Raw genomic sequence first — 26,461 nt, 5'->3', positions numbered from 1 at the left:
AGGAATGAAAATGCGCAGGGAACACCGCTGGGCAAATCTTGTGCTCAGCGGGTCGCTGCTGGTGTTTGTTGCGGCGCTGCTGGCGGTCACCATCGCACTGGTGCGCGGCAAGCTTTTGCAAAACGCCCAGGACTTCGGCATGGCGCTGGTGCAGAGCTACGCCATCGAAGAGGCGATGAACATCGAAAACCTGGAGACCAGCGTGCAGATCGCCAGCCAGTATGTGGACGAGATCGTGACGGACGGCGGCGACCCGGCGCAGGTGCAGGAATGGCTCGCGGGCTATTTCCGCAAGCTGGCCGATACCATCGGCGAAGGGCTCATCGACATCTATGCGGTGGTGGACGGCAGCATCGTGGCCGCCAACCCCTGGGAGGGGGACGCGGACTTTGATTTCCGCCAGTCCGACTGGTACACCGAGGCCATCCGCGCCGATGGGGAGCTGGTGTGCGGCGAGGTGTACACCGACGCCATCACAGGCGAAAAGATCTTCACCATTTCCGTTGCGCTGGAGGGCGAGGGGAATGTGCTGGCCATGGACGTGTGCATCCAGGACCCCCGGATGCACAACACCCTGCACACTCTGCCGGAGAATTTCTCCTATTATCTGTGCGACCGAAGCGGCGGCGTGCTTTATGTCAGCACCAACTGGAACAAGACCGCCGAGCAGCTTCAAAGATATGCCGACTATATGCTGGCCGGCATCGAGGACGGTTCCCTCATCGGCTACGACAGCTTTTTCAACGACCCCAGCGGCGTGCCCCGCAGCCTGTATACTACCATCGGATGGAAAACGGCAGGACGGTGATCATCACAACGCCGGTGAGCGATATTCTCATGGGCGACGCAAACGCGCTGATCGTGGGGGTGGGCATCACTGCGCTGGGCCTGTTTCTGCTGCTGGCTTTCTTCACCGTGCAGGACTTCCTCCACAGCCGCAGCATGCGCATCGCCAACCGCACCGCCCAGCTGCTGGGCGATTCGTTCTATGCCATCTACTGGGTGGACATGAAAAACGAGACCTACGAGGCCTTTAAGCTCCCCGAATCCATAAAGGATGTGCTGCCCCCGCGGGGCGACTACTCCCTGCTGATGGAGACCATGAGCGAGGTGGTGCGGCCCAGCACCTTCCAGGCGGTGGAGACCAGCTTCTCCATCGAGAATATGCGCCAGCGGGTGCATCAGGGCATTGCCGACTACGGCGGCGACTTCCAGCGGCAGTTTGGCGGCGAGTACCGCTGGGTGAACATCCGCTCGATCTACAACGAAAAACTGGCTCCGGACGAGGTCATCCTCTGCTTCCGGGACGTGGACGACGAGAAAAAGCGCGGCCAGCAGCACACCGCCGTGCTTCAGGCTGCGCTGGACGCCGCCCGCAAAAGCGCCAAGGACCGCTCGGAGTTCTTCAGCCGTATGTCTCACGATATGCGCACTCCCCTCAACGCCATCCTCGGTTGCTGCAACCTGGCGAAGCGCAGTCTGGGCGAGAACGACGCCGACCAGACCCGGGACTACCTGGGCAAAATATCCTTCGCCGGCAACCAGCTGCTGGATTTGGTCAACGACATTCTGGATCTCTCCCGCATGGAGGCGGGCAAAGGCAGCCTGGACCAGAAACCCATGGACCTGCATCGCCTGCTCACCGACACCGCCGACCTTTTCCGGGACCAGCTGCGGGAGGCGGGCAAGACCTTCGAGGTGTCCATCCAGTTCGAGGAAAACGAGGTCCTGGGCGACGAAAAGAAGATCGGCCAGGTGCTGAACAACCTTCTGTCCAACGCGGCAAAGTACACCGACCCCGGCGACACCGTCCGCCTGGAGGCCCGGCAGTTCCGATTCCGGGGCAACAGCAAGTACCAGCTGGTGGTGGAGGACACCGGCATCGGCATGTCCGAGGAGTTCCAGAAACATCTGTTCGACCCCTACTCCCGTGAGACCGCCTTCTCCGCTCATCCGGTGCTGGGCAGCGGACTGGGCATGTCCATCGTCAAGATCCTTGTGCAGCAGATGAGCGGCGAGATCTCGGTGGAAAGCAAGCTGGGCGAGGGCACCCGCTTCACCGTGACGCTGCCCTTCACCCCTGTCGGCGGCGCGGCCGCCGAAGAGACGCGCGAAAACGCTGCGTTCTGCTGGCAGGGCCGGTGCGTGCTGGTGGCGGAGGACAACGAGATCAACCGGGAGATCGCCGTCGCCCTGCTGGAGCAGATGGGTGCCCGGGTCATCACCGCCGACAACGGCGCTCATGCGGTGCAGGCCTTCCTGGCTCAGCCGGAGGACTCCATCGACGCCATTCTGATGGACATGCAGATGCCGGAGATGGACGGCTGCGAGGCGGCCCGTGCCATCCGCGGTCTGCCCCGGGCGGACGCTGCCGATGTGCCCATCATCGCCGTCACCGCCAACGTCTTTTCCGAGGACATCGACCGCACCACGCGGGCGGGCATGAACGGCCACATCCCGAAACCTGTGGACGCCGCCACCCTCGACAGGGTCATGCAGCAGCTGATCTCGGAGCGGGAGCGGAGAAAGAAGCCCGCCCGGATTTCCAAGGATAAAACCGGCAAGGAGATGGAAACGTGAGCCCTGCAGAAAAAAACGCGCTCCTCATCGTGGACGACGAAGAGCTGAACCGTGCCATTCTGGCAAATATTTTTCAAACGGACTACGACATCCTCGAAGCGGAGGACGGCCTGCAGGCGCTGGAGCTGATCGAGGGGGCGGACCGCCCCTTGAGCGCCATCCTGCTGGACGTGGTGATGCCCCGGATGGACGGCATCCAGCTGCTTCGCACCTTGAGCGAGCGCGGGCTCACGGCGGTGGTGCCGGTGTTCCTCATCACCGCCGACCCCGGCAATGACACCATGCAGAAGGCCTATGATCTGGGCGTCATGGACGTGATCGCAAAGCCTGTGGTGCCCTTTGTGGTGCGCCGGCGGGTGCAGTCTGTGGTGGAGCTGTTTGCCGCACGGCAGCTGCTGGGCGCGGAGGTGGAACGCCAGCGGGACCAGCTTTTGTATCAGGCCGAGCAGCTGGCCGAAATGAGCATGGGCATGGTGGAGGCGCTCTCCACCGCCATCGAGTTCCGCAGCGACGAGTCGGGCGAGCATGTCCGCCGCATCCACGACATCACCTGTCTGCTGTTGGGCGAAACGCCGCTGGGCGAGGGCCTTTCGGACAGTGAGATACGCCTCATCGGCATGGGCGCCGTCACCCACGATGTGGGAAAAATCTCCATTCCGGACGCCATTCTGAACAAGAAAGGCCGCCTCACCCCCGATGAGTACGACCTGATGAAGACCCACACCACCCAGGGCGCGCACCTTCTGTCCCGCATCCCGCAGATGCGGGAGCACTCCGCCTACCGCTATGCCTACGACATCGCCCTGCACCACCACGAGCGGTGGGACGGCCGGGGCTATCCGGAGGGCCTCAAGGGGGACGAGATCCCCATCTGGACCCAGGTGGTCTCGATGGCGGACGTCTACGACGCGCTGGTCAGCGAGCGCTGCTACAAAAAGCCCATCTCCTTCGACCGGGCCACCGAAATGATCCTGAACGGGGAGTGCGGCGTGTTCAACCCCCGCATGCTGGAGTACTTCCGCCAGGCGGAACCCCGGCTGCGGCAGCTGTATAAGAAAAAAGAGGAGGCGAGCCGCTGATGGATGAAATGACCCGCCGCTGCCTGGCCGAAGCCGGCGTGGACACCGAGGACGCCCTGCGCCGTTTTTTGGGCAACGAGGCGCTGCTGCTGAAATTTCTGGCCCGCTTTGGCCAGGACGAAAACTTCCCGCGCCTGTGCGATGCCATGGCCCGGGGCGATGAAAAGGCGGCCTTTGAGGCGGCCCACACCCTGAAAGGCGTGTGCGGAAACCTGAGCCTGCAGGAGCTCAGCCGCCAGGTCAGCGACCTGGTGGAGAGCCTTCGGGCGGGCCGCATCGACGCCGCGGCGGCGCAGCTGCCCGCGGTGGAACGGGAATATCACCGGGCAAAGACGGCGCTGGAAGCTCTTTCGTGAGCGGACGGCCCCTTTGACGGACAAACGAAAAGCGCGAAGCTCTGTTTGCACAGGCTTCGCGCTTTTTTCAAGGCTCATTCCGCAGCCTTGTTACCCGACTGGTAGAGTCTGTACTGGTTCTTGCCGTGCCGCTTTGCCTCATAGAGGGCCGCGTCCGCGTGGGCCAGCAGCGTGTCGTAGTCGTTGCCGTCCTCCGGGCAGAGGGCCGCGCCGATGCTGCCCATGACCTCATAGCGGATCTCCCCTTTGTGATAGGGGTTGTGGAACATGGCGCAAAGCTGGTCCAACCGGCTTTCCAGCGCCTCGCGGCTCATGTTGGAAACAAACACCACGAACTCGTCGCCGCCGTAACGGGCCACCACGTCGGAGTGGCGGAACACGCTCAGGATGCGCCGTGCGGTGCTGCGCAGGATGTCGTCTCCGGCAAGGTGGCCCAGCGCGTCGTTGAGCTTCTTGAAGTCGTCCACGTCGATGAAGATGAGCGCCCCGCTGCAGTCCGAACTGCTGTTCAGCCGCTCCCGCACTGCCTTTTCAAAATAAATCCGGTTGTACAGCCCGGTCAGACCGTCCCGGTTCGCCCGTTCTTTCCAGCGGTCCAGCTCGTTGCGCCAGGGTCTGGTGTTCACCAGAACGCCCTGGACCACCGGCCCGTCCGGCGTGTCCTCCCGGTGCACATGAAGCTCCATCCAGTCGTAGCCGCTGCTGGACACACTCACCCGGAACGCCCCTTCCAGCCAGGGCTTTTCGCCCCGGACGCAGCGTTCCAGCATCTCCAGAAAGTCTTCCACATCGTTCTCGTTGAGGATGCCCGATGTGCGCAGAAAAGAGACGCCGTCGGAAAATTCGGCGACGCCCTCCATGGCGGAGGCAAAGGGAGCGGAGAAGGTGATGCTGCCGGCGTCCGGCCGGTAGCGGAAGGTGACGATGCTCCCGGCGCGGCCTTCGTCTGCCCGGGGCTTTGTCTCTTTTTGCTCCGGCGGCAGATCCGCGGAGCCGGCGCGGCAGAGCCGCCCGTTTTCCCAGGCCGCCTGTTCAAACTCTTCCGCGGTCATGGGGCGGAAGAACACGAATCCCTGCACCATGTCGCAGGCCGAATGCCGCAGATATTCCACCTGCCCGGCGTTTTCCACGCCTTCGGCCACCGTGGCAATGTGCAGTTTGCCCGCCATCTTGAGGATGGACTCCACCACGCGGCGGCCGCGGCTGGAGTCGTTACCTTCCAGAAAGAAGCTGCGGTCCAGCTTGATGGTGTCCACGTTCAGCTGGTTGAGCAGCCCCAGCGAGGAATAGCCGGACCCGAAATCGTCCATGGAACAGCCGAAGCCGGCCTCGTGCATTCGGTCGATCAGACGGCACACGCCCTCGGGGTCATCCAGCAGGATGGTCTCGGTCAGCTCGAATTCGATCAGGCCGCAGTCCACGCCGTATTTGTCGCGGACGCGCTGGCAGCGCTCCAGAAAATCCGGAATGTCCAGATTCTGCCTCGAAAGATTCACCGAGATGGGGCACAGCTCCCGGCCTTCTTCCCGCCAGCGGGCCAGATCTTTGCAGACCTGCTCAAAGATGAACTGGTCGATCCGGGGAATGAGACGGTATTTTTCAAACACCGGCACGAACACCGCCGGCGAAAGCAGCCCGCGAGAAGGGTGCTGCCAGCGGATGAGCGCCTCCGCGCCGCAGACAAGGCGGTCTTCCAGACGCACCTTGGGCTGATAATACACTTTGAAGTCCCCGGCGCGCAGGGAGAGCTCCAGCCGGTCCACCAGCTCTTTTTCTTCCAGCTGCACCCGCTGCCACTCGGCATTGTAGAAGGTGCAGCCGCCGTGCAGCTTGCCGCCGTTTTTGCGGGCGGTGCTGCTGCGCTCTTCAATGGAGGGCACGTCTTTGTCGTCAGGCTGGATGATGTAAGCGCCGAACCGAAGTTCCAGATAATAGGGGTTCTCCTGACCGGCGTTGAAGGCGTTCACCTTTTCAAAAATATCCAGCATCCGCCGCTCGATCTCCGCCCGGTCCTGACCGGCCAAAAGCAGATAGAACAAGTCCGCGGAAGCGTGGGTGAGAAGTTCGCCGGGCTTCAGGCTTTCGCGCAGGGTTTTGTAAATGTGGCGCAGCGTGAGGTTGCCCGCTTTCGGCCCGTAGATGCTGTTGATGAGCTTGAATCCCTGCACGTCGATGGAGATCAGGGTGTAATCGTTGCTTTTTTCCAGCAGCCGCGCCGTCTCGTTGCGGAAACGGGCGTCGCTCATGCCGCCGGTCAGCGGGTCCACAAAGACCATATCCTCCAGACTGGCCTGATAGCTGCGGCGCATCAGGAGGACGGTGAGCATCACGCAGCCGAAGATGACGACGATGGCCACCGCCAGCCACAGATTCCCTTGCACCAGGGGCACGATGTCGTTTTGAAGCAGGTCGGCGGGGATGATGGTGAGCACATACCAATCGTTGACGGAAAGGGGAATGTAGCCCACCATGGCGGCCTGCGTTCCGTCTTCCACGGTAACGGCGCCCGCGCGGCCGAACTGCATGTCCGAGATCGTTTGCTGGAACCGCTTTTTTCCGGCGCACTCGCCGTTCAGCCAGTCGTCCAGCAGGGCGTCGGCAGCACCGCCCTCGCTGGCGGCCAGCAACACCCCGTCCCGGGTGACTACCCGGGTGGAGCCTTCGCCACCGAAGCTCTGGATGGAGAGCATACTGGTGAGCAGGTCCACGTTCTTCGTGCCCAGCATGACCGGGTCGTCGGCGGTCGCACCTGCCGCATAATAGACGCCCATGTCCGGCGATTGAGACATGATCAGCTGGGCCTTGCCCGGCTCCACCATGTCGCCGCCTGCCAGCGAGCCGCTGTGGGCGCGGATCCACTCTTCGGCGGCCTCCACATTCTCCGCCAGATACAGCTGATCAAAACCGGACACTGACGCCTTGCGGGCAACGAACTCCGGCAGCGCATCGGGGGAGAGCAGAACGGCGCTGTCCCGGATGAGGGTCAGGCTTTCAATGGACTGGGCGATCCGGCCGTCCACCAGTGTGGCTACCTGATCGGACACGTCCAGCAGCCAGTTCCGCGTGCGCTCTTCGGTGACCTTGCGCAGCGCCAGACCATTGCTTAAAAACAGTGCCCCGGTGATCACCAGCGCCGCGCCAAGGGACAGCAGCGCCACGAACACATCGCCATGCCGCCGAAGAATGGTGTGGCCGTTTTTCATCTCTGCCCCTCCCCGCGCGTTCGCCGCCAAAAGGCCGGAACACGGCGATTTCTGTAACAATTCCTATTTTATCACACTCGTCTTTCCAAAACAACTGAGCACGGTGAAGTGGCAAGCCCTCGGATGCGGACACAAAAAAGCCCGCGAAGCCTCTGGCTTCGCGGGCTTCAAAACAGCCGTTGCGGCCGGTACTGATCGGAAAAGAAAATCTTCAGCCTTCCGCTTCCGAAAACCAGCGGCGGGCAAAGGCGGCGGCCGCCTCCTCCTGCCTGGGGAGCAGACAAAAGCAAAGGCTTTCCCCGTCGGCCGGAGTCTGGAGATAAAGACCGCTGCTTTTTCCGCGCAGCTGGGGTTTGACCCACAGGGCGCAGCGGGAAGAGGCAGGCAGATAAAGAACGGAAGTGCCGTAAAAATCGGTGGTGATGCACACCGGCCCGGCGTCTGTCATGGCGCAGAAGCACTCGGGGTCTGGCCGGCGCTGAAGGATGTAAAGAAAGTTGCGGTTTTTGCCCCGCAGGAAGAGCTGATCCAGGATGCGTTTGCCAAAGCGATACGCCAGAAGAGAGGTGTAGTACATGGCGTAGCTTTCCTGCCGGAGCCGGTCAAAAGCGGGAGTGTCCGGATGCCGCAGGGGCGGGCGCCGGTCGGCGGGTTGGCCCAGCAGCAGGCTGAGAACAGGGTAGAGCTGATCTTCCTTGGTCTTGTTGTAGGAAAAACCGGTCCGGCTGCCGTCCTTGAGCCAGACGGTCACGGTGCATTTGATCAGCTGAACGGAATAGCCGACCTGCGCCACATCGCCGGGGCGAATGGACCATACATCCAGTTTGCCGTCGGCCATGCGCTGAAGGCAGACCTCACCACCGAACCATGCGGTGACATACTCCGGCGCGCCGGAGTACTGGTGGACGCGGGGAATGAGGGTGATGTTTCCCGGCGGCATCCCGGCGGCGTTCCAGCCGGCCAGAGCGGGCTGAAACGGGTGCGGAACCTCGCTCCAATCGTACATCCGCTTTGGCCAGGAAGCGAGGGTCGGCCGGCGGTCTTCTCCAAGATTCATAGCAAGGCTCCTTTAAAACAGAGACACCATACGATCGAGGAATGACATTTATCATGGTAAACTATAAGCGGACAGGGGGCTTTTGAACGCTCAATTGCTCATAGTCCTCTGCGGTGCATCGACGCAGGATCATTTTTGTTTTTTCAATGGGGAAAGGAACGGAATCCGGAGGGAAATAGTTCACTTCCGTGATTTCCGCAATGGACAGGTGGTCGTCTTTCCCGGCGGGGACAACTACCTCATCCCCCTCCTCCAGAGAATCATCTTCGGTACGGTAATAGTAGGTCTTGCCGCCAGGGGTGAAAGCAACTTTACAATAAATCGGGTCGGTCCGACGGGGCAGCGATTGACCATAAAGGGAGGAATCGAAGATCCCGAAACTTATACACTGCTTCAGCCGCACGGCGATTTTTCCCATAAAAGAAGCAAAACACGTCGGCAACTCGCGCTTTTCGTAAAAACCTTCGCTTGTTTGCTGAGAGCCGTCTTCATATATAGCAGTCAAACGGTACTCGGAAACATAAAAGGGCGGTTCCGCAAAATCGGAATGCAGGGATGCCGGACGGCAGAAAAGCCCGCTCATGCTGTATTGATCCAGCAGTCGGCTTACCCCATCGGGGAATTCGCTCTGAAAAGAGAGACGGATGTCGCCGCGGTTAAAACTATACTCTATGGATTCGGAAGCGGCATCGATGATCAGATGTTCATTCTGCTTGGCTTGGCATGACTCTGGGACACCTTCTTCCACAGGCTGAAATGTGTGGGTGAGAATCACACGCCGAAGCGCATTCTCTGGACGTGCGCCTTCATCGAAAGCATTCAGACTGCGTATCCCCACCAGTGTGCGGATCATTTGAGATAACTGTGAATTTTCTCCGTTTTCTCCTCTCCACATGGAGCCCGAGAATAGGAAAGATTTTCCGGCAGTGTTTGTAAGCTTCAGAGCCCAATCTCCCGCATCAAAGACATAATCATCTTCGCGAGGAACAGAAAAGTGAGCAGCGAGTTCCTGCAAGATCGTTTGGGACGCTGTCGGTTCGATCATAAACTCCCGTTGACAAGTACTGCGCGTTCCCTGAGCATTCCACATTGGCGCATTGTAGCAAAAAGACACCTTGCCAGCCTGCTCGATGACAAGCGTTTGAATCAATTCCTCCCAAGGCTCCGGGAGACAAGGAAGGATAGCCCTGTGAGAGATTAATGTCATTTCTTGCGGTGTTCCGCAGAAGGGTACAGTGTTTTCACTGCTCAAATAAGCGGCACAGTCCAGAAGTGCAAGGAACCACTGGCGACTACGTTCCTGTTCATCACCTGAGAGAGGAGGATTCTGTTCTTGTATCTGTTTGCAGCACAGATAGAGAGCATCCAGTAGCAGTCCTGGCGTACCGCTGTCCCGCAAAGCCTCTTGGAGAGAATCGTCCACCTTAGGGATAGTTTCGTAATCGGACAGGAATATTTCAGCGCTGGTATCATCCAACGGATCATATTCGCGGATGTATTTTCCAGCCAACGCTAAAAAGTCAGCACTGCGGTCAGAAAAGGCGGTGTACCATTTGACCGAAAAAAGATGTTGTTTTCGGGGAAACATGTTGGTCACCTCGATCGTCAGACAGTTATATAAACATCTCTTTGAGGAGCCGGCACAGCAGCTTACTCCTCCGGCAGATAGACTCCGAACACACCGTTTGAAAACTCTCCGCCGGCAAAGCGGCGAGGGATGCCGTCGATCTCCACCTCATAAACATGAAACACCTTCTCCACGCCGTGGCGGGGGTCGGTGACAGTGGCAGTCTCCTTGCAGTCCCGCCAGGGATATTTGAAAATGTTCACGCCGAAGGCTTTGCACTCCCCGGTGGGCCCGGCGGTCTCGAACTTCCAGCCCATTGTTCTCTCCTTTCGGATGTCTGCACACGCTTTTTGTTAAAAAGAGATTTGACGGATAAGCGTCAGGTCACCGGAGCAAAGAGTGTCCAGGTTTCGGAAAATTTTCTCCGGCTCCCAGTCCCACCACTGAAGCTTCAGCAGATAGTCCGTCAGTTCGGCGTCAAAGCGGGCACGAACCACGCGGCAGGGATTTCCGGCGGCAACGGTGTAGGGCGGGACGTCGCCTGCCACCACGGAATTTGCCCCGATGATGGCGCCGTCACCGATGTGCGCCCCGGGCAGAATGGTGACGTTTTGGCCGATCCACACGTCGTTGCCCACCACAGTGTCGCCCTTAAGAGGCAGGTCGCCCAGCGCCGGGGTGCATTTTTCCCACCCGTGGCCGAAGATGTTGAACGGGTAGGTCGTGACCGAGGCCATGCGGTGATTGGCTCCGTTCATTACGAACTCCACGCCTTTGGCAATGGCACAGAATTTGCCGATGATGAGTTTGTCGCCGATGAACTCGTAGTGGTGAGTCACATGCGACTCGAAGTCCTCGCCGCCGGTGGCCGCGTCATCATAATAGGTGTATTCGCCCACCAGAATGTTGGGGCGGGTGATGACATTTTTGATATAGCAGATGCTGGGGATGTTCTCGTTGGGATGAACAGCATCCGGATTCGGTCCAAACATATCAACACTCCTTATTTTGCCTGAAGTCCCAGGAAGAACGCCCGCGCCTTTTCCAGGTCCCGCTCGTTGGGGTGGCCTTTGGCGATGCCGCCCACCAGCTTGAACGGCCCGAAGGTGTCGTAGCCCTTGCAGCCGAACTCGCCCAGCACCGGGCAGCCTTTTTCCCCGGCGATTTGGGCTAGCGCTTTTGCGCCGGTGCCCTTTGCGCCGCCGTAGGTGTAAACGAAAAACACCGGTTTGCCCGCCGGCAGATACTGCCGGGCGAAGGCTGCCACCGACTTGTGCATTTCAAAACCGTAGATGCCGGAAGCAAAGCCGATGCAGTCGTATTCTTCCAGCCGCACCGCCTGCCGGGTGCGCACGTCGACGAGGTCGGCGCCGCCCGCCTGGGCCATAGCCTCCACCACCTTGCGGGTGTTACCGTGGTGGCAGGAAAGATAGCAAATTGCCGTTTTCATTCTTCGTTTCCTCCCTGCAGCGTCCAGCCAAAGTCATTGTGATAGATCATCTGGCGGGTCATGCCGCCGTCGATGCAGATGTTTTCGCCGGTGATGAACCCCGCCTTGTCCGAGCAGAGAAACAGCACCATGTTGGCGATGTCCAGCGGGGTGCCCACCCGCCCGGCGGGCTGCTGGGCGGCGTCCGGGCCGGTCCATACCGCGCCGCCGGTCTCGATCCAGCCGGGGGAGATGCTGTTCACCCGCACCTTGCCCGCAAGGCTGATGGCCAGCGCGTGGGTCAGCGCCGAGATACCGCCTTTGGAGGCCGTGTAACTTTCGGTCTGGGGCTGGCTCATCCGGTCCCGGGAGGAGGAGATGTTCACCACCGCCGCCCCAGGCGCAAAGTGGGGCGCGAACAGCTTGGTGAGATAGAAGGGGGCGGTCACACCCACCCGCAAAGCATAGTTGAACTCCTCATAGCTGCACTCATCGATGCCCTTCATCAGGGGCAGAGCGTTGTTGATGAGATAGTCCACATGGCCGTGGTCCGCCAGCACTTTGCGGGCAAACTCCTCCAGCACCGCCTGGTCGGCCAGATCGCCCACGAAATAATCGTTCGGCAGCAGGTCGATGACGCACACCTTGGCCCCGGCTTTGCGGAACTCCTGGGCAATGGCCTTGCCGATGCCCTTCGCGCCGCCTGTCACGACGGCTACTTTGTTTTCAAACATGATGTTTCCTCCTTTAGTCCGCGTCCTCTTCCAGCGCCTCCACCAGAAAACTCACCGGACGGAACCCGTCGTTGCAGGAGAGCATGGCGGAGCGGGGGTTTTTCATCCAGCCGTCGTAGAAGTTCTCTGCGCCGTGGCTCAGAGCCAGCACGAAGGGGGACAGGGTGTCCCAGGCGCTGGGGCAAAAGCCCTCCGGCTTCTCCCAGCCATTGGCGATGAACACCTGGCCTTCCCGCAAATCACAGGCGCGCTCAATGGGGTTTTCGTAGCGCGCCATCAGGTCCGCATAGCGGGTGATGCGCATGACGGTGATCTTGCACTTTTTCATATGATGATGCCCTCGCAGTGGTCGATTTCGTGCTGGATGATCTGGGCGGGCCAGCCGGTCCAGGTCTTGAACCGCTCCCGGAACTGCTCGTCCTGGTATTTCACCTTGATGGTTTGCCAACGCTTTGCCTTGCGGGTGCCGGTGAGGGACAGGCAGCCTTCCTCGGCCTCGTAAGGACCGCTTTTCTTGACGATCTCCGGGTTGAACAGCACCCGGTAGGTGCCCTCGTCGTCAAAGACGATGATGCGCTTGGCAACACCGATCATGTTTGCCGCCATGCCTACACAGCCGTCCGCATGGGCTTCCAGGGTTTCCAGAAGGTCCGCCGCTACCGGCAGGTCCTCGGGTGTGGCAGGCTCGGACTTTCGCGCCAGAAACAGCACGTCTCTGCATATCTCTCGAATCATATCAGTTCTCCTTATGGCTTTGAATGGCGGCCGCGTCAGGAAAGACCGCTCAGTCCGGCTGCTGGCCGTCGTGGGCCTGCCACCGGCATTCGGTCATCTGCATCTGCGAGAACACCGCGGTGAAAGAGGACTCCTCCGGTGAGCAGGCGTAAAGGCCGAACCGGATGGCCCCGCCGCCTTTGCGCAGGTGGCAAACGCGCATCTGGCTGAAGCTGACGCCATCCCGGGAACATTCCAGCCGATAGTCGTCCTCGCGGCGGCTGAGGCGGTACCACATGGTGCGGATGTTGCCGTCGATGGCGGTGGTGGCCCAGTCGGAATAGCCCTCGTTGGTCACCACGCTGCCTAGATGCTGAAACTTGCCGTCCTCGTATTCCACCGAAGCCTTGATCCAGTTTTCGCTGTCCAGATACAGAACGACTCCGCACTGGTCAAAACGGTGACAGGCGGCGGAAAAGTCGGTTTTCACCACGAAACTAAAATAAGGCTCCGACGTTTCCATCTGCAGCACAGGGGCGTTGTCGTTGCGGAAATGGTAATAGGTGCGCTGCCACAGGTCGGTGTGAGGCTTGGTGGTGATCTCAATTTCGTCTGCCGCAATGCGGTACTGCTCCGGCGGCCTGGTCCAGACCAGCTTGTCAACGTCAAAGTCCATGGCGAGCGTCCTCCTTATATGCTCTTATTGTATCACAATCGTGCAGAGCAGCGCTATTCAATGGACAACCATTGAATGCCCGCCGCAGTCCTCTCCGCCGGATGCTCGTGGTGCCCGCCGGGGTTCAGCCGGAACGTCGTGCAAATGCCCTTGTCGCGGTAAAGCTCGCAAATCGCCTCGGTGCTTTCCTGCACCGTTTGCAGCACCGGATTCTTCGTTTTGCTTTCTCTGTCGCCCACGGAAACGTAAACGCGGTCCGGCCGGCGTTTGGGTTCATGGGAGAATACATACTCCCGGAATCCCGGGAACCAGAGCGAGCCGGACACACTGGCCGCGCGGGAAAATACATCTGTCTTGTAAAGGGCATACAGGGCGAACGGCCCCGCCAGAGAATAACCCGCGATCCCTCGCCAGCGGGGAGCGCCGGCCAATTCCCGCTCCGCCCTGGGCAGGATCTCCCCGGCCAGGAGCCGGAGATATTCGTCAGCGCCGCCGGTAAATGCCCCGGCGTTTTTGAACACCGCGGGGCAGTCCCAGGGGGCCATATCGCGGTTCCAATCAAGGCCGCTGATGGCCACCAGCGAGAGCGGCGGGCAGCCGCAGGAAGCCAGGGCGTCAAAAACCTTTTGCCCTTCGTCACCGAAGGTGTTCAGATAGACCACCGGCGCGTCCGGTACGCCGGCGGGAAAAACTGTCACGGTCTTGCCGCCTGCAACAAATGTGCGCATCGTTCATCCCTCACTTTTCCGGCAGCCGCACAGCAACCCTTCCAACGCCGCTGCAAACGCCTCATCCTGTTCTTTCGTGCGTTTGGCAGGCCCCTTCGGGTGCTTGCCGGCGCGAAGGAGCTTTTTGTTTTGCCAGCGGCGCTCCAACAGGGCGTCGATGTTGCCGGCGGTGTATTCCAGTCCGTTCTGGTTCAGCACCCGGGCCCGGCGGGCCAGACACATGCTGGCAAGGCCGTAGTCCTGCGTGACTACGATGTCTCCGGCGCGTACCCGGTTGACCAGGGCGAAATCCACACTGTCGGCGCCTTTGTCGAACACCAGCGTTTCGGCTCCGTCCCGTTCAATGCGGTGAGCCGTGTCGCAGAGAATGAGCACCGGCACGTTATGGCGTTTGCAGATGCGGATGGTCAGGCCCACCACCGGGCAGCCGTCCGCGTCGATCAGTACTGTGGGCATGAACGCTTCTCCTTTTTTCGCATCCTTATATGTCTTATTGTAGTATGAAATCCCGGACGCAACAAGCAGCAGCTGTAAAAAGCTGCCGCCGAGCCGGGCTCAACCAGCGGTTGGGTGCAGGAACGGCGGCGCGGCGTTATAATAGAGAGGCAAAAGGGAGGGCTGAGCGATGAACAACGAAGCCACCGGCGCGCTGATACGCGAACTGCGCAAAGAAAAGGGACTGACCCAGAAGAAACTGGCCCAACGGCTGCATGTGACCGATCGAGCGGTCTCCAAATGGGAGCGGGGATTGTGTGCCCCGGACATTGCCCTGCTGGAGCCTTTGGCGCAGGCGTTGGACGCCACGGTGCTGGAACTCATCTCCGGAGCCAGGGCAAAGCAAAAGACGCGCCCGGAAAATGTGGACAGCGCCGTGCAGGAAGTGCTCCGGTATTCGGAACAGGAGATCACCCGCAAGGGGAAAACCATACGCAAACGAAGTCTGCTGGCGGCGGTAGGCGTTTGCTTGGCCCTGCTGCTTGCCCTGCCCGTCTTGAACGGAACGCTGGGCGGCGACGGGTTCGCCTGGCGGTGCATCCCCGCGTGGCTGTGCGCCCGCAATGCAGCCCGGGCGCTGGAAGATTACGACAAAGAGGGCATAGAGCGCTATATCGGCAACGCCGGCGGCATTTATGAAGCGCTGGAAGAACTCAGGGAGCAGGGCGTGGTCATCCGAAACGCCGAGGCGAGTTTCAGCCGCACACGGCTGGACGATATGTTCCTCTTCACCGAGCTGGAACTGACGGTGCAGCAGGAGAGCATCACCTATCTGCTCACCTGCCAGGGCACCTGGCGCAACGGGAAGGTGGAGTGGATGCAAATTTACGTTCCCAGCGTGGGCTACGACGGCCCGGAGTGGCTGCCGCAGCTGAGCGAGGCGCTGGCCACCTATGACCCGGGCTGAATGCCTGGACGATTTTTTTATTTTCCCTCTTGACTCTGCCGTACCGTCAACTGGTACACTGATAGCAGGAAGGAGGGAGCAGCATGGAATATTCCATCCATGAGCTGTCGCGCCTGTCGGGAGTGTCCACCCGCACCCTGCGCTGGTACGACGAGATCGGCCTGCTGAAGCCCGGCCGGGTGGCCGAGAGCGGCTACCGCTACTACGGCCCGGCCCAGGTGGACCGGCTGCAGGACATTCTGTTTTACCGGGCCCTCGGGGTGGAGCTGGCCCGCATCCGGGAATGTCTGGACGCGCCCTCCTTCGACCGGCTGGCCGCCCTGCGGCAGCATCTGGCTGCCTTGCAGGCCCAAAAGGCACGGCTGGAAGACCTGATACAGTCGGTGGAAGAGACCATCGGCTGCGAAGAAAGGAAGGAGCCTATGGAGGACGAGAAGAAATTTGCCGCCCTGAAAGCGAAGCTGGTGGCGGAGAACGAGGCCGCCCACGGCAAAGAGGCCCGGGCCAAATACGGCGACGGAGCGGTGGATGCCGCCAACGCCAACGTGATGGGCCTGACGCAGGAGCAGTACGACGCGTGGAATGCACTGGACGATGAACTGCGTCAGAGACTGGAAGCCGCGGTGAAAGCGGCCCTTGCACCCGACAGCGAAGAGGGCAGGAAACTCTATGACCTGCACCGCCGCTGGCTGGCGGTGACGGTGAACGACCTGACGCCCCAAAAGCACCGGGGCATCACCCAGCTGTATGTGCTGGACGAGCGGTTCACCGCCTACTACGACCGGGCAGTGCCCGGCTGCGCCCAATTTTTGCGGGACGCGGTGGAGCACTGGGCAAAATAAAAAAGCGCCCCCGGCAAGTGCCGGGGCGCTTTTTATTTGCTCGAAAGTGCACGGCGCAGATCTTCCAGATACAGCGCTTGCTGCCGCTTCAGATACCCGGGCACGAAGGGGCGCATCCACCAGCGCTTTGCGGTGACGGTCTCGGTGCAGGCCAGACGGGAACCATTCGCTGTTTCTTCAAAATGCCCTTCCCAGGCACCGGACATGTTGCCGTTCTCCATGGTGAAGGCCCAAAAGCGGGGCGCTTCGCGGGCCGTGACCGTGAAGCAGGTGGCATAGCCGTTCCGGGTGTGCTCCACAAAGCGGCTTTCGTCCAGAATTTCTACCCGGGCAAGATCGCTGCGCCAGCCGGTGTGCTCCAGGTCGGTCACGGTGCGCCACAGCGTTTCCACCGGGCAGGAGAACTCCGCCGCCACTTGTGACGTTGCCATTCGCTCACCCCTTTCCCTTGTTCAGCTTCAGACTGATGCCCGCCCGGTCCGCTTCCGCCTGTAGCAGCGCGGCGGCGGCCAGCGCCTTTTCTTTGACCGGTGCGGCGGCCAGATCGCTTTGGGAAGCCAGCGCCTCCATCACCCGGCGCAGGGCCTCCGGTTCCAGCAGATAGGCGGCCGCGCAGTAAAGGGACTTGCGACGGCCGTCGTTCCAACCCGCCAGCAGCTGGTCCAGAACGGCGCGCTTTTGACGCAGCCGGTCCAGCCAGGCGTCCGGCCCCATCTCCCCGGCGCGGGCCAGGTCCGCGGCCCGGCGGCTGTGGGGCACAAAGGAATCCGCCGCGTCAAACTCGTCGTAGCGGGCGCAGGGGTAGGCAGCACATTCGTTGCAAAATTCCGGCCCGCCCTGCTCCAGCGAACACCGGGCAATGGCGCAGCTCTGGTTGCCGGCCCCGCCGCCGCAGCCCGGGCAGTAGCCGCCCACCTGCATGGGGCACAGCAGGCAGGCAAGGCCGCAGAGGGAGAAATCAAGTTCCGTTCGAACAAAACCTTTCATTGCCATACCTCCTCGGTCTCATCCGCGCCCTTTTTCAGGGAACGCAGCATCAAAAATTCAGTGCCGTGTTCATCCAAGAGAGCAAAACCTTCCCGCAGATACAAATGCAGTGCGGGATTGTCCTTTTGAACCGACAGGGACACCTGCGAATATCCGGACTCTTGAAGGCAAGCCAACAGAGTTTCTAAAAGACAGGTGCCAATACCCTGCCCGCGATGTTCCGGCAATACCGAAATGGCCAGAGAAGGCGTATGGTCATCGATGTGGCCGTAATCCTCCATGATCCGGCTCCATGCGGCGCCGACAAGCTTGGTTCCCGCTTCGGCAACCACACAACAGTCTCCGGCCCGTGCGCCGAACCCGTCTATGTAGACCCGCAGCTGGGGCAGATCCAGAACAGACCGGCGCGGCGGCTCCACACCTTCGGGCAGATAGATGGCCTGGTAGAGAAATTCTCGCAAAAGTTCGGTTTCATCCGGCCGCATCTTGCGAATCTTCGCACAAATCTCCCGCATCAGCGTATCTCCTTGACCGGCTGCCGAATGACCGTTTTCAACTTTTCCGGCTTGCAGCGGCGCACGTCGCTCAGGTATATCTCGTGGTGGAACCTGCTCTCGTTGAAGTCCGGCAGATACCCCTGGGCACGGGCGTATTCATCCATCGCCGCCACGGTCGCGGGCTCGTCATCGTAGGGGCCCAGGTGCATGCACTGAACACAAAGTCCCTCTTCCCAGGAAAAGAACTCCACCTTTGAAAAATCCTGCTTCTTCTTTTCGGTGGCCTCGCGGATGGCCCAATGAAACACTTCTTCCGTCACGAATTCCGGCAGGCGGATGAGGCTGATCCACTGGAAATCGGCCTTGCGGGCGTAGTCCACGCCGTGCACGCCCTCCTGCCACCACAGGCCCTCCAGCGGCGGCACCACATAGTCGAAGTAGCCCTCCGGCCGGTGCTTGCTCATCTTGATGGTATAGGCCACGGCGTAAAGCAGGCCCAGAGCTTCTTTGTAGGCGCCGCCCTCCTGGTTGGGGTCGCCCTGCCCTCGCACCGCCAGAAAATTCATGGCGGGCACCGTGACGATGCCCGGCGTTTTGGGCGGAAGATAGAATTCTTTGGATTCTTTTTTGTAGTCGAAGGGCATGGTCATTTCCTCCTTTTCTTCCGGGGGCGGGTGTTCAGCGCCCCGCAGGTGATGCGCACGAGCGCCGTCATCAGTTCCCGGTCCTCCACGTCCTCCACCAGGAAGGAGTCTCTGGCTCCCTCGTAGGGTGGGGCTTTGGGCAGGTCCGGGAAGGCAGCCTGGCCCTCGGGGGTGATTTTTACGAAGAACTGGTCGTCGCAGATGACGGCGAAAAACACCCCGTCGCAATAGAGGCCGTATTCGCCGAACATCTTGCGGCTGCGGATGGCTCCGGCATCCCGCAGCTGGTCGGCCACAAAATCCACAAAATCCGAATGGGACGCCATATCAATTCCTCCCGTCATAGCGCTCGGCCAGCGACCGGGTCAGGTCGCGCAGTTTTTGGCGCAGCTCCTGCGGCTCCACCAGTTCCGCGCCCTCGCCGAAGGTGAGCACCCAGCCGAGGGCGCTGTCCGCGTCGGGAAAGCCGCCGGTAAAACGCAGGCGGCCGTCCGGCTCTTCTGCAAGACCGTCTGCGCCGTATTCCTCCACCAGCCGCCAGCGCCATGCCGGGTCAAAGAGAACGGTCACCTGGTATTTCACCGGAAAGACCCGCTCCGGGGCAAGGTCCGGCAGGGGCGCGGGGCGAGGATCAAAGGGCTCGCCCGTGGAGAGTTCAGTCATGCGGTTCAGTTTGAACAGGCGATAGTCCTCCCGGGTGCGGCATCGTCCCCACAGATACCAGGCCGACCAGTGAAACACCAGATAGCACGGCTCCACCGTGCGCCGGGACTCTCCCTTGGGAGAGAAATAGCAAAACCGAACGGCGCGGTGCCGGCGGATGGCGTCCTGTATCAGCTCGATCTTGGGGGCGAGGCTGTCCTTGTACCAGGAGGACAGGTCGATGAGCAGCTCGGCACTGCCGGGCACCAGTGTGCCCGCCCCGGCGGACAGCTTTTCCATCAGCTGGGCATAGCGGCGGGTGCCGCTGACGCTGTCCAGACTGCGAAGCCCCGCCAGAATGGCCTGCATCTCCGGGGCGGTGAGCATGGTACGGTCCACCCGGTAACCCTCCAGAATGGAGATGCCTCCGCCCGACCCTTGGGTGGTGACGATGGGAATGCCTGCCCGGCAGAGAGCCTCCACGTCCCGCTGGATGGTGCGGCGGGACACCTCGAACCGCTCTGCCAACTCCGGCGCAGTGACCTTTTCCTGCTGCAGCAGGATGGACAAAATGCCGATGAGCCGGTCCAGTTTCATGCGCCTCGCCGCCTTTCTCTGTGTTTGCCTGTATTATACCACAGAAACCGGACAGCTGTCTGTCATGTTTGCCATGTGACTTTTGTCGTGGTATCATACATTCAGAAAGGCGGTGAAGTCCAAATGACGCTCCTTCGAGGTAATTTCTCGGTGCAGCGATCCGTCTGATAGCAGACTGCATCGAGTAAATAACTGTTATCAGCGAACTGCACCAAATCGTACAGAAAAATACGAAAAGGAGCGGTTTTGAATGAACAGAACGGAGCTGTATCGTCAATGGCTGCAGGAAGAGCGTGCGGCGCAGATGAAAGGCTGGGATTTTTCCCATCTGCGCGGGCGCTATGAGGAGGAGCAGGACCTGCCTTGGGACTATGAGCAGGTGGTTCGAGCATTCCTGCGGCCGGACAAAGAGCTTCTTGATATGGACACCGGCGGCGGGGAGTTCCTGCTGTCTCTGGGGCACCCCTATAATAAAACCAGCGCCGCCGAGGGCTGGCCGCCTAACGCGGAACTCTGCCGCCGGCGGCTCTCCCCGTTGGGGATACAGTTTCAGCAGGCGGATGGCGGGGGCTTGTTGCCCTTTACCGATGGGGCTTTCGATTTGATTTTGAACCGTCACGGAAGCTATGATCCGGCGGAGATCAGCCGCCTGCTGCGGCCCGGCGGAACGTTCATCACCGAACAGGTGGGGGCGAAAAACGACCGGGAACTGGTTCAGCTGCTGCTGGGGGAGTTGCCGCTGCCCTTTCCCCGGCAGACCCTTGCCTGCGCCGCAGGAGAGGTACAAAGCGCCGGCCTGCGGGTCGTGCGCGGGGAGGAAGCTTTTCGCCCTATCCGCTTTTGGGACGTGGGGGCGCTTGTGTGGTTTGCCCGCGTGCTGCCCTGGGAATTCCCGGGCTTTTCGGTGGAAACCTGCCGGGAGCAGCTGTATCACGCGCAGCAGATTTTGGAGCGGAACGGCGTGATCGAGGGAACGATCCACCGGTATCTTCTGGTGGCGCAAAAGTATAAATAAAGCGCGGGCCGGGTCTTCGCGTGTGCGAAGCCCCGGCTCGTTTGTTTTGCCCGGTGAATGGCGTTTATTTGAGGAAAAGTGATACCCCAATTCGCCCCGCCGCAGGGGCCAGCCCGTCAAAGCCCACACACCGGCTGGGGCGGGCGTTCACCGCCCAGTCCAGCATGGGCTGCGCGGCGCTGGCAGCGTCCAGACAGGTGTCCAGCGAGAGAACATCCTCCCAGGCGCGGTTGAGAAAGGCGACTTCACGCCGCCCGTGGGTGCAGGTGAGCTGCGCGTCGCCGGCGGCTTGCAGATAAATGTTGATTTGTTCGGAAGTAAACCCGGCGGCAGTCAAGCTGTCCACAAGGCCGGTGCGGAACAATCCGGGCAGATCGGCCCAGAGCAAACCCGGCACATCGAAGCGCACAAAGGTGTAACGGCTGTGGCAATGCACCGCCAAAAGGCATTTGCGGCCCCGCAGTTCGATGACGTGCAGGTCCCAGCAGAAACGCCGGTCAGCTTCGCTGCCGTAGGGCGGCGGCTTTTGATGCAGAAACCGCTGCAACGGAAAAGTCAGGCCCAGTTCTATCACGGCACCTCGTGGGGAATGACGATCTTCCCCACCCGGATGGCTCCGTCGGAGACCACGGCCCGCATCAGGGTGATCTCCTGGTGGAACCGCCGCGGCCCGCAGCTGCCGGGATTAAGCCACAGCACCTCCCCGCGCTGTTCCTCGCTGTATTTGTGGGAATGGCCAAACACCACCACGTCCGTGCTGCCCAGGCCGGCGGGAACGTCCTTTTTGTTGTGGACCATGTAAAACCGCGTTCCTCCCAGCGTTACGGTCAGGTCGTGGGGGATGGCTTCGGCCCATTCTTTGTCGTTGTTGCCCCGCACCACATACAGCGGTGCAAAGGAAGCAAGTTTATCCACCACCTCCTGGGAGTTGATGTCCCCGGCGTGAAGGATAGCGTCGGCGGATTTCAGAAGTTCCAGCACCGCCGGCCGCAGCAGACCGTGGGTGTCGGAAAGAATGATAAGGTTCATGGGCATCTCCTTGTACGGGTCATGGGTATGATATTGGTATTATACATTTTTTTGACCGTCCAGACCAGTGTGATGCGGGCTTGGAAGGGGAATGCAGGTGAAGATCGTCGGCTGTGTCTTGCCGAAAACAGCCGGCCCTTCTATAATGAAACTTATAGAAAAGGGGAGATGAAGCGAATGACAGAAGTGGTGGCTGCCCTGATTTGGGATAACGACAAATTCATGGCCTGCCAGCGCCCGGCCCACAAAGCCAGAGGATTGCTGTGGGAGTTTGTGGGCGGAAAGGTGGAACCGGGCGAGACAAAACAGCAGGCTCTCATCCGCGAGTGCCGGGAGGAACTGGCCGTTACGCTGGAGGTGGGAGACGAGTTTATGGACGTGACCCATGAATACCCGGATCTGACGGTACACCTGACTCTCTTTCATGCTGCGATTCGGGAGGGCGTACCCCAAAAGCTGGAGCACAACGACATCCGCTGGATCACAGTGGACGAAATCGACCGGTATGAATTCTGCCCGGCGGATGAAGTGATTTTGGAAAGGTTGAAACAAGTCTATTTGCATAAATAAAAACATAAAGGCGAATCTCTCGTTTGTAAAAAAGCCGATGCCAGCAGAATCGGGCATCAGGACGTCGGGAAAACAAGGATCAACTTGCTTTCGGATCGCCGTGTTCATATGATGACGAGTGAGAGAGGGATAAAAGGATTGATGAATTTGGAAAAGAGAAAAATCGGAATCACTTCTTTCGGGCTGCATGTTTTTGCTATGACGTTCATGCTGTTAGACCATTTATGGGCGACGATGATGACCGGCCAGGAATGGATGACCAACGTTGGAAGATTGGCTTTCCCGATTTTTGCTTTTATGATCGTGGAAGGATATTTTCGCACCCGCAACATAAAAAAATGTATGGGCAGATTACTTGCCTTCGCTTTCATCTCTGAAATACCGTTTAACCTTATGACAGGAGGCAGATGGCTAAATCCGTATCATCAAAATGTGTTATGGACGTTCCTGATTGCAATAGTATGTATGCTTGGCATTGATAAAGTAAAAACAAGCAACAGGAATATAGCGGTAAAAACTGTATTGGTCATTCTGATCACGTTTTTGGGCTGGGCCATAGGGATGGTTACCTTTGTTGACTATTATGGCTTTGGAGTGCTGACCGTTCTGACGTTCTATATTTTTCATCAAAGAAGCTGGTGGAATTATTTAGGCCAGGCGCTTGTTTTGTACTTTATAAATGTGGAATTATTAGGGGGATATTATTTTGAAGTAACTATATTTGGAGTTACATTGGAAGTTGTCCAGCAAGGTCTCGCCCTGCTATCTTTACCGATTATTTGGCTGTACAATGGAGAGCTGGGATATCATAAAAAATGGTGGCAATATTTTTGCTATTCTTTTTATCCCTTACACATGATGGTGCTGTATCTTGTTTTTATTGCCGTGTTTCGTTTCGGGCTTCATATGTAGCGGAAGGCATTCAGGGCGTGGCCAATGTACTGACCGGCGCAGTATCTCCTTCTGGACGGCTGGTGGATACTTGGGCAGCTTGCAGCTATTCTTCTCCGGCTATGCAGAATCTGGAGTTAAACCAGTGGACAAACTACACGGATGTGTTGGCCCAGAGCGGAAGTCCCATGGAGAGCGCGCAGGATTATTCCTACTTGTGGACAGACGCCTTCCTGATCTACCAGGAAGGAATCTATGTCGGATATAAATATTCTGTTGCGGAATGCGATTTTCACGAAACCCTTGACTGCACGCAGCGTGCAGTTCTACGGTGAGGAGGAAATGAAGATGCAACAGACGCTGCGCCAAATGTGCGCTGAACTGAAGATTCCCCGGCGGGCTGTGCAAGGCTATGAGTCTGTCGAAAAAATCAGAATACCAAAGGACAGCGTTGTGGCGAAATGGAGAGTTAATCTTGCCTCTACAGGAACTGAACTGGGTGGGAAGGTTGCGGGTGCCACCAGATCGATTGCCGGCACCATCAATAAACAGAAGCACAAATTGTTTCCCTACTCGAAAGATGCAAAAGCCGAAGAGCAGACGGAAGAAAAAGACGCGCAAAACGGGAAATTGGAAACCGCAGGGGAGTGATCAAGAAGATGCCATTGCCAGTCGTCTTTATTGGAATCGCCGCCGCAACAGGAGCCGCCGGAGCAGGTGCTGCGGTAAAGGCAGGTGTAGATCATAACACCACGAAGAAGATCAATAGCAATAGAGAAGAGAGGATCGTGCACGCAGCAGTGCACTTGGAAGAGCTTCGACGCCAGTGCGGAGAAGCGCTGGAAAACTTGGGGAGAGAAAAGGTACAGGTCCTGTCAGGCAGCCTTCTCCCTTTTGTGGATGCGTTCGCGAAACTCAAAAATGTTGATTTCACAGAGTCACCTGGTCTGCAGGAGCTAAGCAAGCTGCACATCGACAGAGCTTCTTTTGAAAAAGCAGGTGCATCGGAACATTTTGGCGTTTCACTGGCGGGCGGCTCACTGGCCGGCCTGACGGGTGGCGCTTTGGCGGCGTTTGGAGCATATAGTGCGGCCTCTACGTTTGCTGTGGCTTCCACCGGCACAGCAATCAGCTCTCTCAGTGGTGCGGCTGCAACGAATGCAACGCTCGCCTTTTTCGGAGGTGGCTCTCTTGCCACAGGAGGCCTTGGCATGGCTGGCAGTACAGCGGTTCTGGGAGGATTGGTGGCAGGGCCGGCACTGCTGGTCATGGGGGTTATCGTGAGTGCGAAAGCCGGAAAAGGTCTGGAAGAAGCAAAACAGTACGCAGAACAAGCAGATGTGCTTTGTCAGCAATTTAAAAATGGTGCCGCACAGTGCATGGCGATCCGCAGAAGAACTTGGATGTTTCATAACCTTTTAGCAAGGCTGGACGCCCTCTTCCTGCCCTTGATTTTTGATTTGGAGCAGATCATTGAAGCGGAAGGAACTGACTATGCGCTTTACACGGAAAACAGCAAGAAAGCCGTTGCGATGGCTGCCTCTGCCGCAATGTCTATAAAAACGGTGCTGGATACGCCTGTGCTCGAGGAAGACGGAAGCTTGGCGGACAGCGCGGAAACGAAGCTGCCTCGTTTTCTGGAAGACGTAAGGGAAAAAGAAAAACTGCTCGACAACTGAATCAAAAAGAAAAGGTCGCTGTACTCGAATACAGCGACCTTTTTAGTAAGCCCGAATAGACGCAATTCAGCGACTTTCCGAATCGGAGACGATAGAGAGGTATTTAAAGAAGGTCCGAGATATGAAATAAAACGACTGCTATAGAGGCTTGATTTCAATAAAATAGTTCAACTATTCTTTTGACTTTATTACGTCAACCATTTGAGAAAAAAGTTTAAGCGCTTTTTCTAAGCTCTCTTTATTCATGTCGTTGGGGATATCAATAGAAAAGTGCGTTGACTTCCCTTTAAAAGCCAAGTAAAATTTGACCTCCAAATTGTCGGGGTCTATATTTGAACGATTTTTCTTATCCTCTAGGCGAGACTTTAAATGCCGGATTATAGGAGGTATGGCTTTTTTGAGCAAATCATAAAGAAGAGAAGCAGTTAGAGGTAAAACGAGGTTTTCTCCTAACCAAATAAATATTTCAGGAGGAGCATAGCCGCCTATCTCTTTGGGAACAGTTTGAATGTTTACATCATTCGTAGATAATTCTTCAAGCTCTTTGGGAGTCGGTTCGATTCCTCGCAGAGCTGTGCAATCCAGAGTAATCCCGTCTGGATAAACACAAAAATCGCACATGTGCATAAATGCACTCTCCTTCACTTTTTAATTTGAGTATAACATCTGCATGTTGCGATTTCCACAGGGAATAGGGTGGAAAAATGAAGAGAATAAAGAAAGAACCCATAGAGTCAGGAAAATGCTCCGAGGGTCCTTCTTTGTGGTGCGCCCGACTGGATTCGAACCAGCGGCCTTCCGGGTCGGAGTTCCCAGACACACAACGCCAAACCGCGATTTCAAGCCGTTTTTCGTCGGTTGTGCACAAAGTTCAAAACCATATAAAAAGCCCGCGAAGCCTTTTCAGCACAGGCTCCGCGGGCTTTTGCATGCGTGGTGGTCAAATGGTGGTCACACTTCGCAAAGCCGAGAGTGTTCTATGGTAGGCCTGTCTAGGAGAAAGTCGACGGATAACGTTAGCTCCTGGTCCAAAGTCTACGGAAGAAAATCAGAATGTGCTAACGTCGAAGTCGCCCATTTCATTTGGACCATGCTCAGAGACTGGCATTAACAACCCAGCAACGTATATGTACCCAGCATCGGCAAGAAAAAAGCCAAGGCCTAATCAGGTGGAATACGCCAAGGATATGCACAAGAATGGGGACGAACATAATGTTGTGGATAACGCCAAAAAAGCGATACCTAAACAAAGCATAGCCGCTGGAGCATGAAACACTTCTAGAGACAATTTGCAGTAATATTCAATTCTATAATGAATATTTGAAGATGAAATCTTAAAACTGGATAAAATGGACAAAATAGCACCGCTTTGGTAGAATTAATATTATCGATATACGTTGCATTTGATAAAAATTTTTCTCTATAACAAGCGATAACAAAGTGGTGACATCGAGGATAAAACTAAACTAGGTTATGATTCGCTTACGGAACTTCCAGCGAAGCAATTGCCCAAAACAAAAAGCTGCCTGCATTGGTATCTGGA

The 26,461-nt window shown here is 58.3% G+C and carries 33 protein-coding genes; 12 read left to right on the top strand and 21 right to left on the bottom strand.

Annotation, left to right across the window (positions count from 1 at the left end; translation table 11 throughout):
• The first annotated feature begins 4 nt into the window (after positions 1–4).
• The 4 genes from ACMNAY_RS00630 to ACMNAY_RS00615 are packed head-to-tail and all read left to right on the top strand — an operon-like array spanning position 5 to position 4,015.
• Positions 5–808 (top strand): hypothetical protein, encoded by an 804-nt coding sequence (locus tag ACMNAY_RS00630; protein ID WP_418717995.1) that lies wholly within the window; start codon positions 5–7, stop codon positions 806–808.
• Entirely contained in the window at positions 805–2,580 is a 1,776-nt protein-coding gene (locus ACMNAY_RS00625) for an ATP-binding protein (RefSeq protein ID WP_418717994.1), read from the top strand. Before ACMNAY_RS00630 ends, ACMNAY_RS00625 begins: the two co-directional genes overlap by 4 nt.
• Positions 2,577–3,659 (top strand): HD-GYP domain-containing protein, encoded by a 1,083-nt coding sequence (locus tag ACMNAY_RS00620; protein ID WP_418717993.1) that lies wholly within the window; start codon positions 2,577–2,579, stop codon positions 3,657–3,659. The genes ACMNAY_RS00625 and ACMNAY_RS00620 overlap by 4 nt, the downstream gene beginning before the upstream one ends.
• The gene (locus ACMNAY_RS00615) at positions 3,659–4,015 is read left to right on the top strand and encodes an Hpt domain-containing protein (RefSeq protein WP_394977316.1); all 357 of its coding nucleotides are present in this window, start codon (positions 3,659–3,661) and stop codon (positions 4,013–4,015) included. The genes ACMNAY_RS00620 and ACMNAY_RS00615 overlap by 1 nt, the downstream gene beginning before the upstream one ends.
• 74 nt (positions 4,016–4,089) lie before the next feature.
• Here the strand turns inward: ACMNAY_RS00615 and ACMNAY_RS00610 are convergent, their stop codons facing one another.
• The 12 genes from ACMNAY_RS00610 to ACMNAY_RS00555 all read right to left on the bottom strand — a co-directional run bounded on the left by ACMNAY_RS00610 (position 4,090) and on the right by ACMNAY_RS00555 (position 14,579).
• On the bottom strand, positions 4,090–7,218 hold the full coding sequence (locus ACMNAY_RS00610; protein WP_418717992.1) for an EAL domain-containing protein: 3,129 nt from the start codon (positions 7,216–7,218) through the stop codon (positions 4,090–4,092).
• Positions 7,219–7,429: 211 nt separating this feature from the next.
• Positions 7,430–8,275 carry a hypothetical protein gene (locus ACMNAY_RS00605; protein WP_418717991.1) on the bottom strand — a complete coding sequence of 282 codons (846 nt, stop codon included), beginning with the start codon at positions 8,273–8,275 and terminating at the stop codon, positions 7,430–7,432.
• Between the two features lie 61 nt (positions 8,276–8,336).
• Entirely contained in the window at positions 8,337–9,863 is a 1,527-nt protein-coding gene (locus ACMNAY_RS00600) for a hypothetical protein (protein WP_418717990.1), read from the bottom strand.
• Between the two features lie 62 nt (positions 9,864–9,925).
• Positions 9,926–10,159, bottom strand: coding sequence for a hypothetical protein (locus tag ACMNAY_RS00595; RefSeq protein WP_418717989.1), 234 nt, complete (start codon positions 10,157–10,159; stop codon positions 9,926–9,928).
• Positions 10,160–10,195: 36 nt separating this feature from the next.
• Complete coding sequence (locus tag ACMNAY_RS00590; RefSeq protein ID WP_418717988.1) at positions 10,196–10,834, bottom strand: Vat family streptogramin A O-acetyltransferase; 639 nt, start codon at positions 10,832–10,834, stop codon at positions 10,196–10,198.
• 11 nt (positions 10,835–10,845) lie between these two features.
• Complete coding sequence (locus ACMNAY_RS00585) at positions 10,846–11,292, bottom strand: flavodoxin family protein (protein WP_418717987.1); 447 nt, start codon at positions 11,290–11,292, stop codon at positions 10,846–10,848.
• Positions 11,289–12,005 (bottom strand): SDR family oxidoreductase, encoded by a 717-nt coding sequence (locus ACMNAY_RS00580; protein WP_418717986.1) that lies wholly within the window; start codon positions 12,003–12,005, stop codon positions 11,289–11,291. The genes ACMNAY_RS00585 and ACMNAY_RS00580 overlap by 4 nt, the downstream gene beginning before the upstream one ends.
• 13 nt (positions 12,006–12,018) lie before the next feature.
• Complete coding sequence (locus ACMNAY_RS00575) at positions 12,019–12,333, bottom strand: TIGR04076 family protein (protein ID WP_418717985.1); 315 nt, start codon at positions 12,331–12,333, stop codon at positions 12,019–12,021.
• Entirely contained in the window at positions 12,330–12,740 is a 411-nt protein-coding gene (locus ACMNAY_RS00570) for a peptide deformylase (RefSeq protein WP_418717984.1), read from the bottom strand. The genes ACMNAY_RS00575 and ACMNAY_RS00570 overlap by 4 nt, the downstream gene beginning before the upstream one ends.
• 49 nt (positions 12,741–12,789) lie before the next feature.
• Positions 12,790–13,395, bottom strand: coding sequence for a DUF1349 domain-containing protein (locus ACMNAY_RS00565; protein WP_418717983.1), 606 nt, complete (start codon positions 13,393–13,395; stop codon positions 12,790–12,792).
• A 53-nt stretch (positions 13,396–13,448) separates the two neighbouring features.
• A complete protein-coding gene (locus ACMNAY_RS00560) occupies positions 13,449–14,123 on the bottom strand; it encodes an alpha/beta hydrolase (protein WP_418717982.1) in 675 nt (224 codons plus the stop codon).
• 3 nt (positions 14,124–14,126) lie between these two features.
• Positions 14,127–14,579: a YaiI/YqxD family protein gene (locus ACMNAY_RS00555; protein ID WP_418717981.1), complete on the bottom strand. Its 453-nt coding sequence runs from the start codon at positions 14,577–14,579 to the stop codon at positions 14,127–14,129.
• A gap of 169 nt (positions 14,580–14,748) precedes the next feature.
• On the opposite strand from ACMNAY_RS00555, the gene ACMNAY_RS00550 reads away from it, so the two are divergent.
• Positions 14,749–15,525: a helix-turn-helix domain-containing protein gene (locus tag ACMNAY_RS00550; RefSeq protein ID WP_418717980.1), complete on the top strand. Its 777-nt coding sequence runs from the start codon at positions 14,749–14,751 to the stop codon at positions 15,523–15,525.
• Positions 15,526–15,608: 83 nt separating this feature from the next.
• Positions 15,609–16,367: a MerR family transcriptional regulator gene (locus ACMNAY_RS00545; RefSeq protein ID WP_418717979.1), complete on the top strand. Its 759-nt coding sequence runs from the start codon at positions 15,609–15,611 to the stop codon at positions 16,365–16,367.
• Positions 16,368–16,399: 32 nt separating this feature from the next.
• On the opposite strand, the gene ACMNAY_RS00540 is transcribed toward ACMNAY_RS00545, so the two are convergent.
• The 6 genes from ACMNAY_RS00540 to ACMNAY_RS00515 are packed head-to-tail and all read right to left on the bottom strand — an operon-like array spanning position 16,400 to position 19,734.
• Positions 16,400–16,798: an SRPBCC family protein gene (locus tag ACMNAY_RS00540; RefSeq protein WP_418717978.1), complete on the bottom strand. Its 399-nt coding sequence runs from the start codon at positions 16,796–16,798 to the stop codon at positions 16,400–16,402.
• A gap of 4 nt (positions 16,799–16,802) precedes the next feature.
• Positions 16,803–17,354 carry a DUF3795 domain-containing protein gene (locus ACMNAY_RS00535; protein WP_418717977.1) on the bottom strand — a complete coding sequence of 184 codons (552 nt, stop codon included), beginning with the start codon at positions 17,352–17,354 and terminating at the stop codon, positions 16,803–16,805.
• On the bottom strand, positions 17,351–17,869 hold the full coding sequence (locus ACMNAY_RS00530; RefSeq protein ID WP_394977285.1) for a GNAT family N-acetyltransferase: 519 nt from the start codon (positions 17,867–17,869) through the stop codon (positions 17,351–17,353). The genes ACMNAY_RS00535 and ACMNAY_RS00530 overlap by 4 nt, the downstream gene beginning before the upstream one ends.
• Entirely contained in the window at positions 17,869–18,495 is a 627-nt protein-coding gene (locus ACMNAY_RS00525) for a GyrI-like domain-containing protein (RefSeq protein WP_418717976.1), read from the bottom strand. The genes ACMNAY_RS00530 and ACMNAY_RS00525 overlap by 1 nt, the downstream gene beginning before the upstream one ends.
• 2 nt (positions 18,496–18,497) lie before the next feature.
• Positions 18,498–18,821, bottom strand: a complete 324-nt coding sequence (locus tag ACMNAY_RS00520; protein WP_394977281.1) for a TfoX/Sxy family protein — start codon at positions 18,819–18,821, stop codon at positions 18,498–18,500.
• Position 18,822: 1 nt separating this feature from the next.
• The gene (locus ACMNAY_RS00515; RefSeq protein ID WP_418717975.1) at positions 18,823–19,734 is read right to left on the bottom strand and encodes a helix-turn-helix transcriptional regulator; all 912 of its coding nucleotides are present in this window, start codon (positions 19,732–19,734) and stop codon (positions 18,823–18,825) included.
• A gap of 250 nt (positions 19,735–19,984) precedes the next feature.
• On the opposite strand from ACMNAY_RS00515, the gene ACMNAY_RS00510 reads away from it, so the two are divergent.
• Positions 19,985–20,749 (top strand): class I SAM-dependent methyltransferase, encoded by a 765-nt coding sequence (locus ACMNAY_RS00510; RefSeq protein ID WP_418717974.1) that lies wholly within the window; start codon positions 19,985–19,987, stop codon positions 20,747–20,749.
• Positions 20,750–20,813: 64 nt separating this feature from the next.
• Here the strand turns inward: ACMNAY_RS00510 and ACMNAY_RS00505 are convergent, their stop codons facing one another.
• Positions 20,814–21,323 carry a DUF6933 domain-containing protein gene (locus ACMNAY_RS00505; protein WP_418717973.1) on the bottom strand — a complete coding sequence of 170 codons (510 nt, stop codon included), beginning with the start codon at positions 21,321–21,323 and terminating at the stop codon, positions 20,814–20,816.
• A complete protein-coding gene (locus ACMNAY_RS00500) occupies positions 21,320–21,778 on the bottom strand; it encodes a metallophosphoesterase family protein (protein WP_418717972.1) in 459 nt (152 codons plus the stop codon). Before ACMNAY_RS00500 ends, ACMNAY_RS00505 begins: the two co-directional genes overlap by 4 nt.
• 177 nt (positions 21,779–21,955) lie before the next feature.
• On the opposite strand from ACMNAY_RS00500, the gene ACMNAY_RS00495 reads away from it, so the two are divergent.
• The 5 genes from ACMNAY_RS00495 (at position 21,956) to ACMNAY_RS00475 (ending at position 24,918) form a co-directional block, all read left to right on the top strand.
• Positions 21,956–22,348 carry a (deoxy)nucleoside triphosphate pyrophosphohydrolase gene (locus tag ACMNAY_RS00495; RefSeq protein ID WP_394969586.1) on the top strand — a complete coding sequence of 131 codons (393 nt, stop codon included), beginning with the start codon at positions 21,956–21,958 and terminating at the stop codon, positions 22,346–22,348.
• Between the two features lie 141 nt (positions 22,349–22,489).
• The gene (locus ACMNAY_RS00490) at positions 22,490–23,260 is read left to right on the top strand and encodes a TraX family protein (protein WP_418718011.1); all 771 of its coding nucleotides are present in this window, start codon (positions 22,490–22,492) and stop codon (positions 23,258–23,260) included.
• Positions 23,261–23,277: 17 nt separating this feature from the next.
• On the top strand, positions 23,278–23,574 hold the full coding sequence (locus ACMNAY_RS00485) for a hypothetical protein (RefSeq protein WP_418717971.1): 297 nt from the start codon (positions 23,278–23,280) through the stop codon (positions 23,572–23,574).
• A gap of 13 nt (positions 23,575–23,587) precedes the next feature.
• The gene (locus ACMNAY_RS00480) at positions 23,588–23,890 is read left to right on the top strand and encodes a hypothetical protein (protein ID WP_418717970.1); all 303 of its coding nucleotides are present in this window, start codon (positions 23,588–23,590) and stop codon (positions 23,888–23,890) included.
• Positions 23,887–24,918 (top strand): hypothetical protein, encoded by a 1,032-nt coding sequence (locus ACMNAY_RS00475; protein WP_418717969.1) that lies wholly within the window; start codon positions 23,887–23,889, stop codon positions 24,916–24,918. Before ACMNAY_RS00480 ends, ACMNAY_RS00475 begins: the two co-directional genes overlap by 4 nt.
• Before the next feature lie 171 nt (positions 24,919–25,089).
• Here ACMNAY_RS00475 and ACMNAY_RS00470 read toward each other — a convergent pair whose 3' ends face one another.
• Complete coding sequence (locus ACMNAY_RS00470) at positions 25,090–25,545, bottom strand: hypothetical protein (protein WP_418717968.1); 456 nt, start codon at positions 25,543–25,545, stop codon at positions 25,090–25,092.
• Between the last annotated feature and the right edge of the window lie 916 nt (positions 25,546–26,461).

This window comes from Candidatus Allofournierella merdipullorum, assembly GCF_048426865.1.
GTDB classification, from domain to species: Bacteria; Bacillota; Clostridia; order Oscillospirales; family Ruminococcaceae; genus Allofournierella_A; species Allofournierella_A merdipullorum.
This window is presented reverse-complemented; position numbering and strand designations above follow the sequence as displayed.